Source organism: Bradyrhizobium sp. STM 3557 (genome assembly GCF_045571465.1).
Taxonomy (GTDB): domain Bacteria; phylum Pseudomonadota; class Alphaproteobacteria; order Rhizobiales; family Xanthobacteraceae; genus Bradyrhizobium.
Genome location: NZ_CP120697.1, coordinates 1,884,622 through 1,898,325 on the forward strand (window position 1 = coordinate 1,884,622; position 13,704 = coordinate 1,898,325).

A 13,704-nucleotide genomic window follows, 5' to 3' on the forward strand; every position below is an offset into this window, starting at 1 on the left:
CTGGTTCTCACATCACCGCGTCCGCAGCGCTCTGCTCCGCTGCCCTGGGTGCTGCCGCCACCTTGCCATGTGCCCGTGGCCGCAGGGCGCGGCCGAGCGCCATCAGCGGGAAGTAGTGACAATACATGCCATAGCGCAGCATGAAGGCGCGGGAGAGCTCCGGGCCCTGCATCAGGCGCTCTGACAGGCTCGGATCCGTCAGCTTGATGGTCTGGCCGACGCCATAGCCGGGGAAGCCGGTGCCGGTGAACTCCGGTTCGGCCCAGGTGCCTGCCGACTGATGCTCGACGAGATAGGTGCAGCCGCGCTCGATGGCTTCGCGGTCCTCGGGCCGATTGACAGCGAGCAGCGCCATCAGCGCCCAGGCGGTCTGCGAGGCGGTCGTCTTGCCGCGGCCCACCGCCGAGACGTCCATGTAGGAGGCGCAGCTCTCGCCCCAGCCGCCATTGTCCTGCTGGTGCGCCACGAGCCAATCGCAGGCTCTGACGATGTAGGGCTGGCTCATGTCCTCGCCGATCGCAGCCAGTGCGGGCAGCACGGCGCCGGTGCCGTAGACGTAGTTCACACCCCAGCGGCCGAACCACGGCCCTTCCGGCTCCTGCTCGCGGCGGACGAAATCGAGCGCGCGCGCCATGGCGGGATGGTTGCGCGAGAGGCCGAGCTTGCCGAACGCCTCGATCACATGAGCTGTCACGTCGACCGAGGGCGGGTCGAGCGCCTCGCCGAAGTCGCAGAACGGAATCTTGGTAAGGATCTCCTGATTGTTGTCCTTGTCGAAGGCGCCCCAGCCGCCGCTCTTGCTCTGCATGCCGATCAGCCAGTCGACGCCCAGCTGGATCGCCTCGTCGATGCCCTTGGCCTTCCATTTCGGCTCATGACGCAGCGGCGCCAGCGCGATCAGCGCCACCGCGGTGTCGTCCGTGTCGGGATAATAGTTGTTGGCGTATTCGAAGGCCCAGCCGCCCGGCTTGACGTGCGGCAGCTTCACCGACCAGTCGCCGGGCACGCGCACCTGGCGCTCGAGCACCCAGTTCACGGCCTTGTCGACTGCTTCCGGATAGTCACCTACGACGCCGGCATCGTCGAAGGCCAGCAGCGTCAGGATCGTGTCCCACACCGGGCTGTTGGTGGCCTGGATGTAGGTGGCCTCGCCGACATCGACGCGCCAGCCGGGATCGTTCAGCGCGTCGAGGCCCTTGGCCATGACCGGATGATTGAGCGGGTAGCCTTCGACGTAGAGCGCCATCAGGCCATAGATCCAGGGCGGCTGGATGCCGCCCCAGGCGCCGTCGAAATCCTGATGGCGGATCATCCATTCCAGCACCCGGCTGGTCGCTGCCGGGCGAAACAGTCCGAGGTTCAGCCGGTTGCCGAAGTTCTGCAGCGCGTGGAGAACCTTGTCTGCCCCGCGAAAGAACTTGTCCCAGCCGCCGGCATTGGCCTTCACCGGTAGCTCGTAGTCGAACGCCTCGCGTCCGCGCGGAAACAGCGCGTCCAGCCGGTTCTCGCGCGGCAGCGGCCGGCTCGGCCGCCGCGCCGACAGCACCGCGATCGGCATCAGGGTGGCGCGCGCCCATTGCGCGAAATTGTAGATCGAGAACGGAAACCAGACCGGAAACCAGATCACCTCCGGCGGGATGTTCGGCACCTTCTCCCACGGCCATTCGCCGAGCAGGGCGAGCCAATAGCGGGTGAAGACACGCACATTGCGCAGGCCGCCCTTGGCCTCAATCCATTGGCGCGCGCGGGTGAGCGCCGGCTCCTCGTCGCGAAAGCCCAGGGAGCGCAGCGCCGCATAGGACTCAACCGTGGCGTTGATGTCGCCGTTCGGCGCGCCGTAATAGATCTGCCAGGCGCCGTCGGGCCGCTGGGTATCGAGCAGTGCCTGCCCCAGCCGCTTGCGCAGCGGGTGATCCTCGAGCCCCATGAACCACAGTGCGAGGCACCATTGCGCCTCCATGCAGGCATTGGATTCGGCGCGTCCCACCCAATGGCCATCGGGCTTCTGGTTCGCGATCAGCCACTCGGTCGCCGTCCGCACCGTCGATCGCAAGGCGGTCTCGAAATTGCCTTCCTCGCGCGCGGCGGGCTCGGATGTCGGGCCACTCAACGTCATCAGCACAAATTCCCCTGGCGGCCCGGGTCGGGCGCTCCATCTGGCGGATTTCTAGGATCTGACCCCGCCGTATAGGCAATTTCCGCGATCAAGCCAATTCACGAGACCTTCGGCCGCAGGGCCTGAATGGCAACGAAAACGGCGGTTTTGGCGGTCAAATCCGCGGGTTTCGGTGATGATGACGAACGCGCTGCCGGTCATGCAGGCGTGACATGCCTCGCCGGCGCGGTGCGGTGGTAAATGTCGCTCAGAGGGGCAGGTAATTGCGGATCAGCGGCAGGAAGAAGATGGCCGCGGTGATCAGGAAGCCGAGCGTCCACAGGATCGAGCGGAGCGACGGGCGGTCGCCGACATAGGTCAGCACATAGGCCGCTCGCACGATCACGAACAAGACCGACAGCTCGTTGATCAGGTTCTGCGGTGCGCCGCGGAATTCGGCGAGCAGCACGGCCGCGGCGAAGAACGGGAACGCCTCGATGCCGTTCTGGTGCGCGCCGAGCGCACGCGAGCGGAGGCCATCTTGGTAGAAGGCCGGATCGCGAGGCCGGGCGTTGTCATACTGCTTCGCATTGGCCCATTTCACCGGCACGATCGTCAGGAGATACAGCATCACGCTGGCGAAAACGCACCATTCCGCAACGGTCATGGCTCCTCCGGCCCGATGACATCAGCTAAATCGTCATTATCTTGGCAAGGCTCACCCGCCAAGCCACCTGCGACCAGAACTGCAAAAGGCCCATGACCATCGCCGTCTCCCCCTCTCAGGCCGAAGCCTCACCGTCTGCAAAGGTCTCGCGCGTCGGCGTGCTGCTGGTCAATCTCGGCACGCCCGATACCGCCAATGCGGCCGGGGTGAGGGTGTATCTGAAGGAGTTCCTGTCCGACCCGCGCGTGATCGAGGATCAGGGCCTGCTCTGGAAGGTCGTGCTCAACGGCATCATCCTGCGCAGGCGGCCGAAACAGAAGGCGCGCGACTATCAGACCATCTGGAACAACGAGCTGGATGAGTCCCCGCTGAAAACCATCACCCGCGCGCAGAGCGACAAGCTCGCCGCTGGGATCGCGGACCGCGCCCATGTCGTGGTGGACTGGGCGATGCGCTACGGCAATCCGTCGATCAAGGCGGGTATCGACGCGCTGATGGCGCAGGGCTGCGATCGCATCCTGCTGGTGCCGCTCTATCCGCAATATTCGGCCGCCACCTCCGCAACCGTCTGCGATGAGGCTTTCCGGGTGCTCACCCGCTTGCGTGCGCAGCCGACCTTGCGGGTGACGCCGCCATATTATGACGACGATTTCTACATCGAGGCCTTAGCGAGCTCGATCGAGAATCATCTGAAGACGCTGTCCTTCGAGCCGGAGCTGATCGTGGCCTCATTCCACGGCATGCCGACGGAGTATGTCGACAAGGGCGATCCCTATCGCGAGCAGTGCATCGCCACCACGGCCTTGCTGCGCAAGCGGCTCGGGCTCGACGAGACGAAGCTCCTGCTCACCTTCCAGTCGCGTTTTGGCCGCGCCGAATGGCTGCAGCCCTACACCGACAAGACCATCGAGAAGCTGGCGCGAGACGGCGTCAAGCGGATAGCAGTGGTGATGCCGGGCTTTGCCGCCGACTGCCTGGAGACGCTGGAGGAGATCGCCGGCGAGAACGCCGAGATCTTCAAGCACAATGGCGGCGAGCAGTTCGCCGCGATTCCCTGCCTGAATGACAGCGAAGAGGGCATGGACGTGATCCAGCAGCTGGTGATGCGCGAGCTGCAGGGCTGGATTTGATCAAGCCACGGCGGTGCTCTAGCCGCTTTGCCGTTTGCGCCAGCGCTCGGCGAAGCCGTGCAGCGGCATGAAGGTTGCGTAAAGCTCGCGCCCGAGCGGTGTCAGCGCATAGCCAGTATCGCCGAGCGCGATGAAGCCGGCCTCGCGCAGCTCATCAAGCCTACTTTGCAACACCGTCGGTGAGGCCTCGTCGCAGGCCGCGCGCAGCGCCCGCGAGGTCAGGGCATGATCCCGCAACTCCCAGAGAATCCGCAGGCTCCAGCGCCGGCCCAACAGGTCGAGCAGTGCCATGATCGGCCGTCCGGTTCGGGAGCCGCGGACGGCATGCGATGTCGCCGGCTTGGGCATCGAATCATCCTTGCATGTCGCTACGGAAAATGTAGCGTATCGCTACAATAAATGTAGCAATAAGGGAAGGACGCCCGCATGTCCCGGATCGCCGCGCTCGCGCCGCCTTATCCGCCCCATATCCAGGCCCAGTTCGACCGCATCATGCGCGGCGCGCCGCCGCTTGCGCTGTTCCGCGTCATGGCCGGCCACGCACGAGCGTGGGAGAAATTCACCGCCGGCAGCCTGCTGGATCGCGGACCGCTGCCGCTCCGCGCGCGGGAGATCGTCATCGACCGCACCTGCGCGCTGAATGCCTGCGAATATGAATGGGGCGTGCATGTCAGCGTGTTTGCGCAAGGAGCTCGCCTCGGCGCTGAAGAGGTCCGAGCCACCGTGATCGGCGGCGCCGACGCGCCGTGCTGGTCGGCGGCAGAGCGGGCACTGATTGCGGCGGTCGATGCCCTGCATCATCGTTCGACCCTGAGCGATGCCGAATTCGCTGCCGTCAAAGCGCATTACGATGACGACCAGATCCTGGAGATCATCCTGCTCTGCGGCTTCTATCGCACCGTGTCCTATCTCGCGAACGGACTGGCCTTGCCGCTGGAGGACGATGCGGCGCGGTTTCCGGTTGGCTGATGATCTTCTCCGTCATTGCGAGCGAAGCGAAGCAATCCAGCATGATGCGAAGATTCTGGATTGCTTCGGCGCTACGCGGCTCGCAATGAAGATGGAGAGGCTTAAGCCACGCCGGCGCGCAGCAGGTCGTGCATGTGCAAAATGCCGACCGGCTTGCCGGCATCGGTGACGACGAGCGTCGTGATCTTCGCCGAGTTCAGGATCTCCAGCGCCTCGGAGGCGAGCGCGTCGCTGCGCACCGTCTTCGGGCTCGGTGTCATGATCTCGTCGACGGACACCGTGAGCAGGTCGGAGCGCATCTTCCGGCGAAGATCGCCATCGGTGATGATGCCGGCAACGTGGCCGCTCGCGTTGACGATGACGACGCAGCCGAGCCCCTTGGCCGACATCTCGACCAGCGCCTCCGACATCACGGTGCCCACGGGCTTCAGCGGCACCGCATCGCCCGAGCGCATCAGGTCGGAGATGTGCTTGAGCATGGCGCCTAACTTGCCGCCCGGATGGAAATTGGCAAATTCGAGCGCGGTGAAGCCACGGCTCTCCAATAGAGCGATCGCGAGCGCGTCGCCCATTGCGGCCTGCATCAGCGTCGACGTGGTCGGCGCGAGATTGTGCGGGCAGGCCTCACGTGCCTTCGGCAGTTCGAGCACGATGCCCGCTGCCGCGCCGAGCGACGACGTCGCGCTTGAGGTCATTGCAATCAACGGGATTGCAAAGCGCTTGGCGTAATTGATCAGCGTCTTCAGCTCCGGTTGTTCGCCGGACCAGGACAATGCGATGATGACGTCGTCGGCGGTGATCATGCCAAGGTCCCCATGCCCGGCTTCCGCGGCATGGACGAAGAACGCGGGCGTGCCGGTTGAGGCCAGGGTGGCGGCGAACTTGCGTGCGACGTGCCCGGACTTGCCGAGCCCGGTGATGATGGCACGCCCCTTCGCCTCACGAATCAGCTCGACCGCGGCGACGAAGGCGGGCGCGAGGGGGCCCTGCAGCGCTGCCGAGATCGCGGCGATTCCGTTGCTGCCGGCCTCCAGCGTGCGCAGCGCCGATTGCACGTCGGCATGGGCGGCGGGCGGGGCGATCGACGGTTTCGATTTGGGCATGGCGATTCGGAGCGACGGGGCTGCAACACGCCGGGTCTTTAGCACGGGTGCGGCGACAAGAGGGCCATCAACAGCCCATTAACCATATTTGTTTTTACTCCCTTAACGGCGATTGTCCTGATGGCGCGGGGCTGTCTGGGGAAATTACTGATTTCGTTGGGGTATTTTGGCCGTGGGGTGGAGGTCCGCCAGGGCGCGCAAGACGCGTGCGCCGATCTTGCGCGCATCTCTTGCGTGCCTTCTGCTCGCCTCGGCCGGCACGGTTCCGTTAACACCCGCGAGCGCCCAGACCATGGACGTGCTGAGCCCGGTGCGTGACGGTTTCCTGGCGCCGCAGGATTCGCCGCTGCGCCGGACCCCGGCCGTCGGCAGCCCAGCGGATGCCATGCCGGACCCCAACAACCCACCCAGATCCCGTAGCGCCGACCGCAAGGCGCCGTCGCGGATCGGTCGGCTGCCGACCTACGGCCTGCCGGCCGCGAGCGGCGCGGCGGCGACCGGCTACGACTCCCTGAACCGCACCCGCAAGAAGCCGAAATACTATCCCGCGCAGGCGCGCCCGAAGCCACCGCCTGGATCCGGCACGCCAGCGTCGGATGGATCGCAGCCGGATCTCGCTAGCCAGCTCCGGCTTTCGAGGCCTTCGGCTGGCGTCAACAAGCAGCCGATCGCGCCTGCCATGGCTGGCACCGTCATCGGCCAGCCGGCGCGCAAGCGGCTCAACGGCGATGACGATCCGTTCGGCGCGATCGGAGATTATGTCGGCCCGTTCATGGTGAAGTCGGCGGTCGAGATCTCGGCCGGCTATGACTCCAATCCGGGCCGGCTCGCCAATGAGCGCGGCTTGCCGTACTGGGTGGTGGCGCCGGAATTTTTGGCGGTGTCGGACTGGGAGCGCCACGCGCTGGTCGCCGATCTCCGAGGCTCGTTCACCGGCTATGGCGGCACCTCGCCGGCCAGCATCGACGGCGGCGTCAATGCAGCGGCGACCAAGCTCGACCGCCCGGATTTCACGGGCCATGTCGACGGCCGGCTCGACGTCACCCGCGACACCGATATCACCGCGCAACTCCGCTTGCGCGCGGCGACCGACAATCCCGGCAGCCCGAACATCCAGGCCGGGCTTTCCGAATATCCTGTCTACACCACGCTCGGCTCGACCATCGGCTTCGACCAGCGCTTCAACCGGCTGCAGGTCTCGGCCGGCGCCACGGTCGACCGCACGAGCTATCAGCAGAGCAAGCTCACCGACGGGTTGACCTCGTCGAACGACGACCGCAATTTCAACCAGTATGGCGGGGTAGGGCGCATCTCCTATGAGGTGCTGCCATGGCTCAAGCCGTTCGCCGAAATCCAGGGCGACAGCCGCGTGCACGATCTGCGCCTCGACCGCGCCGGCTTTCAGCGCGATTCGAGCGGCGGCTACGCCAAGGCCGGTACCTCGTTCGAGCTGACGCGGCTGATGACCGGTGAGGTCTCGATCGGCTATGCCGCGCGCAACTATGTCGATCCCCGGCTCAACCGGCTCGAGGGCTTCCTGACCACGGCCTCGCTCGTGTGGGCGGCGACGCCGCTGACGACGGCAAAATTCTTCTCCGACACTCAGCTTGCGGAAACCACCGTCGCCGGCGCGTCCGGCGTCCTGGTGCGCACCTATACGGTCGAGGTCGATCACGACTTCCGCCGCTGGCTCACGGGAATCGGCAAATTCACGGTCGGCACGCTCGACTATCAGGGCTCTGGCCGCAGCGACAAGACGTACTCGCTCGAAGGCGACGTCATCTACAAGATGACCCGCAGTCTGTGGCTCAAGGGCACGCTCCGCCGCGACGTGCTCGACTCCAACGTCGTTGGCGCGAGCTCGGCCGCGACCGTGCTGCTGCTGGGCGTGAGGCTGCAGAACTGAGGCGCGACGCGCGTCGCTTGTTTGAACGGCAAGCGCTGCTGCACAGATGGTCGTCGTACCCGCGATGAAGCGGGCGATGACCTTGCGTCGTCATTGCGAGGAGCCGAAGGCGACGAAGCAATCCAGATTTCTTAGTTGGCTCTGGATTGCTTCGCTTCGCTCGCAATGACGAGTGACTCACAGCCCCATCATTCGAAACACCAGGCCGCGCATGCCGATGCCGTGGCCGTGATGATGACGGCGATGGTGTGAATGCCGCGGCGCCTCGTCCTCGTCAGCGGAGGCCATCGCGGCGCCGTTGCGCGCCGGCCCGATGGCATCGAAGGCGGCCTTCTGCTCGTCGCTGAGCGAATTGTAGAAGGTGTCAAGCGCCGGGCGCACGGTGCCGAGCGCCTGCAGCATCGCATCGAGCCTGCTGCCGACCGCGTCCAACCGGGCGGGCGGCGTGCGCGCCTCGCTCGGCGGGCAGGATGATTTGAGGATGTCGGCAGCCTTCGCCGTTGCATCCTGCAGAGCAGTGAGGCTCGCGCGCTGCGCATCGGTCGGGTTGACGTCGCGCTCGATCTGCTCGCTCGGCCAAGGCATCGCAGAATCCGCCGCGGCAGATTGGGCCGCCGCGCAGCTGCCGCCGCTCGCGCTGGTGTCGCCCTGCTGTGCGCCACGCTGCTCCGCCGCCAGCGCGGTGATCTTGGCTTTCTGGTCGTCGCTGAGCAGCCCGTAGAACCTGTTGAGCGCCGGCTTCACGGTATTGACGGCATCGCGCATCGCCTGGACGCGCTCCTGCATGGCGGCGAGCCGGCTCGGCGCGGTCAGTGCCACGTCCTTCGGGCAGGAGTTGCGGATGATCTCGGCCGCCTGCTGCGAGGCATTGGCGAGATCGTCGAGTGCCGCCGCCTGCTCTGCATTGGGCTGGATGGCGTTGCGGAATTGCTCGACCGGGAAGCCGGCGATGGTCTTGCTGTCGCTGCCGCACATGTCGGCCAGCGTCGCCGACGTGTCCCTGGTCCTGGCCGCACGCGCACGGCGTACCGAGCCGGTGGTCTCCGGCAGATAGGCGGCATAGGCATTCAGCGTGCCGTAGTCATAGGGGCCGAACAGCCCGGCATAGAGATCGCCGTAGCCGTAATCCCAGAACGGGTCGTAGTCGCCGCCCCACCAGGCGTAGTCATAGAAATCATCATAGGCATAGGGCCAGAACACCGGGCCGACCCAGCCGAAGCCGCCATGGGCGTGGCGCCACCACAGGCCGCCATGATGATGCGCGAAGGCGGCGCCGGCGACGGCCGCGGTGATCGCGGCGCGGCCTGCAGGATTGCGCAAACCGCCGGGCGCGTGCATGGCGGTCCTGACCTGCGGCGAAGATAGCGCATGGCCGACGGCACGCGCGTTGCGCTGCATCACGCGGTTCGAGACCGCGTGGCTGATCGGGGCTGCACGATTGCCTGCGGCGAAGCCGGCCGGACCATGGCCAGGCGCGTTGTGGCCGACGAAGCTGCGACCGGATGGACCGTGACCGGCAAAGCCGTGCACCGCGGGGACGTGGCCGGCAAACCCGTGTCCACCACCGCCGGGGACACCACGCATGGCGTGAAAACCGCCATGCGGTCCGCCGCCCGGGTGGAAGCCGCCGCCGTGAAAACCACCGGCCGCGCGCATGGCGCCTGGATGGAAGCCGCCTCCGCCGGGATGGAAGCCGCCGCCGGGATGGAAGCCACCGCCACCTACATGAAAACCTCCACCACCGGGATGAAAGCCTCCACCACCACCGGGATGAAAGCCTCCACCACCGCCGGGATGGAAACCGCCACCGCCGCCACCGTGAAAGCCGCCGCCTCCACCGCCATGGAAGCCGCCGCCTCCACCTCCATGGAAGCCACCGCCGCCCGGGCCTGCTTGCGCCAAGCCGGTCAGCGTGAGGCTCGTAACGGCGCCTGCGAGGATTGCGGCTACCACCAGCGAAGCCTGCCTGCGGGAAATACTCATGTTTTCCTCCCATGCAAAACGGCGGTCGGAAAAGCCGGCAACGCCACACACTGCTTCAAGAACAGCTTTATCTAGGAACAGTCTTGGGCATCATTAAGTTCCGCGCGTCGGACCTTGCCTTTCCGGCATGAGGGTCCGCAGCATCGCCGTCGTGCCGCCGTTCAACAAGCTGGTGCGCGCCGCGGTCGTGGCCGCCCCGCAGCCACGTCGGCGCAGCTCTGGAGCGGCTGGCGATCTGCGCATCCCGCGGCGCAGCCACCGCCGTTGCGTTTGCCGGCCCGTGCTTGCGCGGTAGGCGGAAACCTGAATGATCTGCTGCGGTGCTCCTGCGTCGCTGCGAGTCGTCGGATTGCGCCGGCGCCGGAGCCCGGCCGTTGCTTGGAGATGTTCCGAAAGATGTCGACGCTCACCCCGCAGGCCGCCTGTCTGCAATGGCTGCCGGGATCACTCTGGTTCGATGTGGCCTCCGAGGCCGTGCTGGGCAGCGCCTTCGCATCGCTGGCCGTCGTCATCGCGATCTTCCTGTGGCGCCGGCATGGCGACATGTTGCCGGTCTTCGTGGCATTGATCGCCGCACTCGGTGTCTTCGCGCTGCTCGGCGCGGTGAGCTGCGGACTTTCCATCATCACGCTGTGGACGCCGGCCTACGGCGCCGAGGCCGTCGTCAAGGGCCTCCTGGCCCTGGTGTCGGTGTTGATCGCCGCCCCGCTGCTGGTCGGGCTGCCGCGTCTGCTCGTGATGTCGACCCGCGTCCAACTTCAACAGGCCTATGCGGCGCTCGAGGAGGAGACCCGGCAGCGCCAAAAGGCGGAAGCCATGGTCAGGCGCTTCCAGGAGATGGAGGCCACCGAGGCCCAGGTGCGGCAGGCACAGAAGATGGAAGCGATCGGCCAGCTCACCGGCGGCGTCGCCCACGACTTCAACAACATCCTGACCGTGATCACCGGCTCGATCGAGATGCTCAGCGATGGCGTCAAGGACCGGCCGCTGCTCGCCCAGATCACCGCCATGATCGGCGCCGCGGCGACACGGGGCGCCGATCTGACCCGGCATCTCCTGGCCTTTGCCCGGCAGCAGCCGCTGCAGCCGCGCTCGACCGACATCAACGCGCTGCTTGTCGACGTCGCCGGCCTGCTGCGTCCGACGCTCGGCGTGCAGGTCGAGATCGAGGCGATGCTGGCCGACGACGCCGCGCCGGTGCTGATCGATCCCAGCCAGCTCTCCACCGCGATCCTCAACCTCGCGCTGAACGCGCGCGATGCGATGCCAGACGGCGGCAAGCTGACCCTGGAGACCAAGAACGTCGTGCTCGACGCCGACTATGCCGCTCTGAATAGTGATGTTCAGCCCGGCAACTATGTGATGATCGCCGTGAGTGACACGGGAGAGGGCATTCCCGGCGCGCTGCTCGACAAGGTGTTCGAGCCGTTCTTCACCACCAAGGGGGTCGGAAAGGGCTCGGGGCTCGGCCTGTCCATGGTCTATGGCTTCGTCAAGCAGTCGAACGGCCACATCAAGATCTACAGCGAGGAGGGCCACGGCACCACCGTGAAGCTCTATCTGCCGCAGGCCGGCCATACGCCCGAGATAGATGCGGACGCACCGCTAGCCGACCTCGCCGTGCGCGAGGGCGAGCATGGCGATGAAGCCATCCTGATCGTCGAGGACGATTTGCTGGTGCGTGACTATGTCGTGGCGCAGATCGAACGGCTGGGCTATCGCACGCTCTCAGCCGCCAGTGCCGCCGAGGCGCTGGATATCATCGACGGTCCCGAGCCTATCGATCTGCTGTTCACCGACGTGATGATGCCCGGCGGCATGAACGGCCGTCAGCTCGCGACCGAGGCCCAGAAGCGCCGCCCGGGGCTGAAGGTGCTCTACACGTCAGGCTACACCGAGAACGCCATCGTGCATCATGGCCGGCTCGATGCCGGCGTCCTGCTGCTGCCGAAGCCCTATCTCAGCTCCGATCTCGCGCGCGGCATCCGCACGGCACTGGCGACGTGAGGTGGTCCAGGCGGCGAGCAACGAGGCCGGCGTATGGTGAACAAGAGCTCAGCTACACAAATGGTCGTCATGCCCCGCGCAGGCGAGGCATCCAGTACGCCGGGCTCTCTCGATTCGACCGCTGGTAGTTCGGAGTACCGGATCGCCCGCCTTCGCGGGCGATGACAGCCGAAGTTGCGGTGAACGCGAGTGCTATGTCAGCTCTGATGCCTGCTGCTCACCGCGGCAGGTCGGTCTTGCCCATCAGGAATTTGTCGATGGCCTGGGCGCAGAGCCGACCCTCGCGGATGGCCCAGACGACCAGCGACTGTCCGCGACGCATGTCGCCGGCGGAGAACACCTTGGGCAGCGAGGTCTGGTAGTCCGACAAATTGGCCTTGACGTTGCCGCGCGGGTCGAGATCGACGCCGAGGCTCTTGAGCAGGCCCTCATGCACCGGGTGCACGAAGCCCATCGCCAGCAGCACGAGGTCGGCGGCAAGCTCGAACTCGGTGCCCGGGATCGGCTTGAACTGGCCATCGACGCGCACGCAATGCAGCTTCTTCACCGTTCCATTCTCGCCTTCGAACTTCTGGGTGAGCACCGCGAATTCGCGCACCGCGCCCTCGGCCTGGCTCGACGAGGTCCGCATCTTCAGCGGCCAGTTCGGCCAGGTCAGCCCCTTGTTCTCGCGCTCGGGAGGAGCTGCCATGATCTCCAGTTGCGTCACCGAGAGCGCGCCCTGGCGCAGCGAGGTGCCGATGCAGTCGGATCCGGTGTCGCCGCCGCCGATCACCACGACATGCTTGCCGCCGGCGAGAATGTCGGTCGCGTTGACGGGCTCGTTGCTAACGCGGCGGTTCTGCTGGGGCAGGAAGTCCATCGCGTAGTGGATGCCGGCAAGATCACGGCCGGGGATCGGCAGGTCGCGCGGCGCCTCGGCGCCGCCGGTCAGCGCGACCGCGTCGTACTCGTTCAGCAGGCTCTTGGCGTCAATTCCGCCGGCCGCGCCGACATGGGCGCCGTAATGGAAGGTGACGCCTTCGCCTTCCATCTGGGCGATGCGGCGGTCGATGATGCCCTTCTCCATCTTGAAGTCGGGAATGCCGTAGCGCAGTAGGCCTCCGGCCTTGGCATGCTTCTCATAGACGTGGACGTCGTGGCCGGCGCGCGCGAGCTGCTGTGCAGCCGCGAGACCTGCCGGGCCTGCGCCGATGATCGCGACCTTCTTGCCGGTCTTGATCGCGGCCGGCTCCGGCTTCAGCCAGCCCTGTTCCCAGGCCTTGTCGACGATGGCGCATTCGATCGTCTTGATGGTGACCGGGTTGTCATCGATGTTGAGCGTGCAGGACGCTTCGCATGGCGCGGGGCAGATGCGCCCGGTGAATTCGGGGAAGTTGTTGGTCGAGTGCAGGTTGCGCGAGGCCTCTTCCCAGTTGCCCTGATAGATCAGGTCATTCCAGTCCGGGATCTGGTTGTTGACCGGGCAGCCAGGCGTGCCCGGCGCCGCCGAGCCGGTGCCATGGCAATAGGGGATGCCACAATTCATGCAGCGCGCGGCCTGGTCGCGCAGGTCCTTCTCGCTCAGGGGAACGACGAATTCATGGAAATGCTTCAGCCGCTCGGCAACGGGCGCGTACTTGCGATCGTGCCGCTCGATGTCGAGAAAACCTGTGACCTTGCCCATACCCGTTCGACGTCCCTGATCCATTCGAGCCTCCTGGTTCGAGACGGTGCTGCGCACCTTCCTCACCATGAGGAACAAACATTCGGTTCTATTTTCCTCATCCTCTGGGAGCGGCGCGTGCGCCGCGTCTTAAAAGGATGAAGGCCCTTTCTGTCTCACTCCGTCATTGCGAGGAGCG

General features: G+C 66.0%; 11 protein-coding genes. 5 read left to right on the top strand and 6 right to left on the bottom strand.

Annotated features, from left to right (window positions below):
- Nucleotides 1-7: 7 nt before the first annotated feature.
- On the bottom strand, nucleotides 8-2,116 hold the full coding sequence (shc, locus tag P6U24_RS08575) for a squalene--hopene cyclase (RefSeq protein WP_407158705.1): 2,109 nt from the start codon (nucleotides 2,114-2,116) through the stop codon (nucleotides 8-10).
- Between the two features lie 247 nt (nucleotides 2,117-2,363).
- Complete coding sequence (locus P6U24_RS08580; protein WP_407158706.1) at nucleotides 2,364-2,762, bottom strand: MAPEG family protein; 399 nt, start codon at nucleotides 2,760-2,762, stop codon at nucleotides 2,364-2,366.
- 92 nt (nucleotides 2,763-2,854) lie between these two features.
- Between P6U24_RS08580 and hemH the strand changes: the two genes are divergently transcribed.
- Complete coding sequence (hemH, locus tag P6U24_RS08585; protein WP_407158707.1) at nucleotides 2,855-3,892, top strand: ferrochelatase; 1,038 nt, start codon at nucleotides 2,855-2,857, stop codon at nucleotides 3,890-3,892.
- Between the two features lie 18 nt (nucleotides 3,893-3,910).
- On the opposite strand, the gene P6U24_RS08590 is transcribed toward hemH, so the two are convergent.
- Nucleotides 3,911-4,240 carry a winged helix-turn-helix transcriptional regulator gene (locus P6U24_RS08590; RefSeq protein WP_407158708.1) on the bottom strand — a complete coding sequence of 110 codons (330 nt, stop codon included), beginning with the start codon at nucleotides 4,238-4,240 and terminating at the stop codon, nucleotides 3,911-3,913.
- 78 nt (nucleotides 4,241-4,318) lie between these two features.
- Here P6U24_RS08590 and P6U24_RS08595 point away from each other — a divergent pair, with 78 nt between their 5' ends.
- Nucleotides 4,319-4,861 (top strand): carboxymuconolactone decarboxylase family protein, encoded by a 543-nt coding sequence (locus tag P6U24_RS08595; RefSeq protein WP_407158709.1) that lies wholly within the window; start codon nucleotides 4,319-4,321, stop codon nucleotides 4,859-4,861.
- A 101-nt stretch (nucleotides 4,862-4,962) separates the two neighbouring features.
- Here the strand turns inward: P6U24_RS08595 and P6U24_RS08600 are convergent, their stop codons facing one another.
- Entirely contained in the window at nucleotides 4,963-5,964 is a 1,002-nt protein-coding gene (locus tag P6U24_RS08600) for an SIS domain-containing protein (protein ID WP_407158710.1), read from the bottom strand.
- 172 nt (nucleotides 5,965-6,136) lie between these two features.
- Between P6U24_RS08600 and P6U24_RS08605 the strand changes: the two genes are divergently transcribed.
- A complete protein-coding gene (locus P6U24_RS08605; protein WP_407158711.1) occupies nucleotides 6,137-7,870 on the top strand; it encodes an outer membrane beta-barrel protein in 1,734 nt (577 codons plus the stop codon).
- Between the two features lie 177 nt (nucleotides 7,871-8,047).
- Here P6U24_RS08605 and P6U24_RS08610 read toward each other — a convergent pair whose 3' ends face one another.
- Nucleotides 8,048-9,268 (bottom strand): Spy/CpxP family protein refolding chaperone, encoded by a 1,221-nt coding sequence (locus P6U24_RS08610; RefSeq protein WP_407158712.1) that lies wholly within the window; start codon nucleotides 9,266-9,268, stop codon nucleotides 8,048-8,050.
- Here P6U24_RS08610 and P6U24_RS08615 point away from each other — a divergent pair.
- Nucleotides 9,239-9,928, top strand: a complete 690-nt coding sequence (locus P6U24_RS08615) for a hypothetical protein (RefSeq protein WP_407158713.1) — start codon at nucleotides 9,239-9,241, stop codon at nucleotides 9,926-9,928. The genes P6U24_RS08610 and P6U24_RS08615 overlap by 30 nt on opposite strands.
- A gap of 321 nt (nucleotides 9,929-10,249) precedes the next feature.
- A complete protein-coding gene (locus tag P6U24_RS08620; protein WP_407158714.1) occupies nucleotides 10,250-11,860 on the top strand; it encodes an ATP-binding protein in 1,611 nt (536 codons plus the stop codon).
- 217 nt (nucleotides 11,861-12,077) lie between these two features.
- On the opposite strand, the gene P6U24_RS08625 is transcribed toward P6U24_RS08620, so the two are convergent.
- Nucleotides 12,078-13,526, bottom strand: a complete 1,449-nt coding sequence (locus P6U24_RS08625; protein WP_407160396.1) for a glutamate synthase subunit beta — start codon at nucleotides 13,524-13,526, stop codon at nucleotides 12,078-12,080.
- Nucleotides 13,527-13,704: the final 178 nt, after the last annotated feature.

Coding starts and splice junctions, on each gene's coding strand:
- P6U24_RS08615 (WP_407158713.1), top strand. CDS start 9,239: ATGGCCGACGGCACGCGCGTTGCGCTGCATCACGCGGTTCGAGACCGC.
- P6U24_RS08595 (WP_407158709.1), top strand. CDS start 4,319: ATGTCCCGGATCGCCGCGCTCGCGCCGCCTTATCCGCCCCATATCCAG.
- P6U24_RS08625 (WP_407160396.1), bottom strand. CDS start 13,526: ATGGGCAAGGTCACAGGTTTTCTCGACATCGAGCGGCACGATCGCAAG.
- hemH (WP_407158707.1), top strand. CDS start 2,855: ATGACCATCGCCGTCTCCCCCTCTCAGGCCGAAGCCTCACCGTCTGCA.
- P6U24_RS08620 (WP_407158714.1), top strand. CDS start 10,250: ATGTCGACGCTCACCCCGCAGGCCGCCTGTCTGCAATGGCTGCCGGGA.
- P6U24_RS08600 (WP_407158710.1), bottom strand. CDS start 5,964: ATGCCCAAATCGAAACCGTCGATCGCCCCGCCCGCCGCCCATGCCGAC.
- shc (WP_407158705.1), bottom strand. CDS start 2,116: ATGACGTTGAGTGGCCCGACATCCGAGCCCGCCGCGCGCGAGGAAGGC.
- P6U24_RS08580 (WP_407158706.1), bottom strand. CDS start 2,762: ATGACCGTTGCGGAATGGTGCGTTTTCGCCAGCGTGATGCTGTATCTC.
- P6U24_RS08610 (WP_407158712.1), bottom strand. CDS start 9,268: ATGCAGCGCAACGCGCGTGCCGTCGGCCATGCGCTATCTTCGCCGCAG.
- P6U24_RS08590 (WP_407158708.1), bottom strand. CDS start 4,240: ATGCCCAAGCCGGCGACATCGCATGCCGTCCGCGGCTCCCGAACCGGA.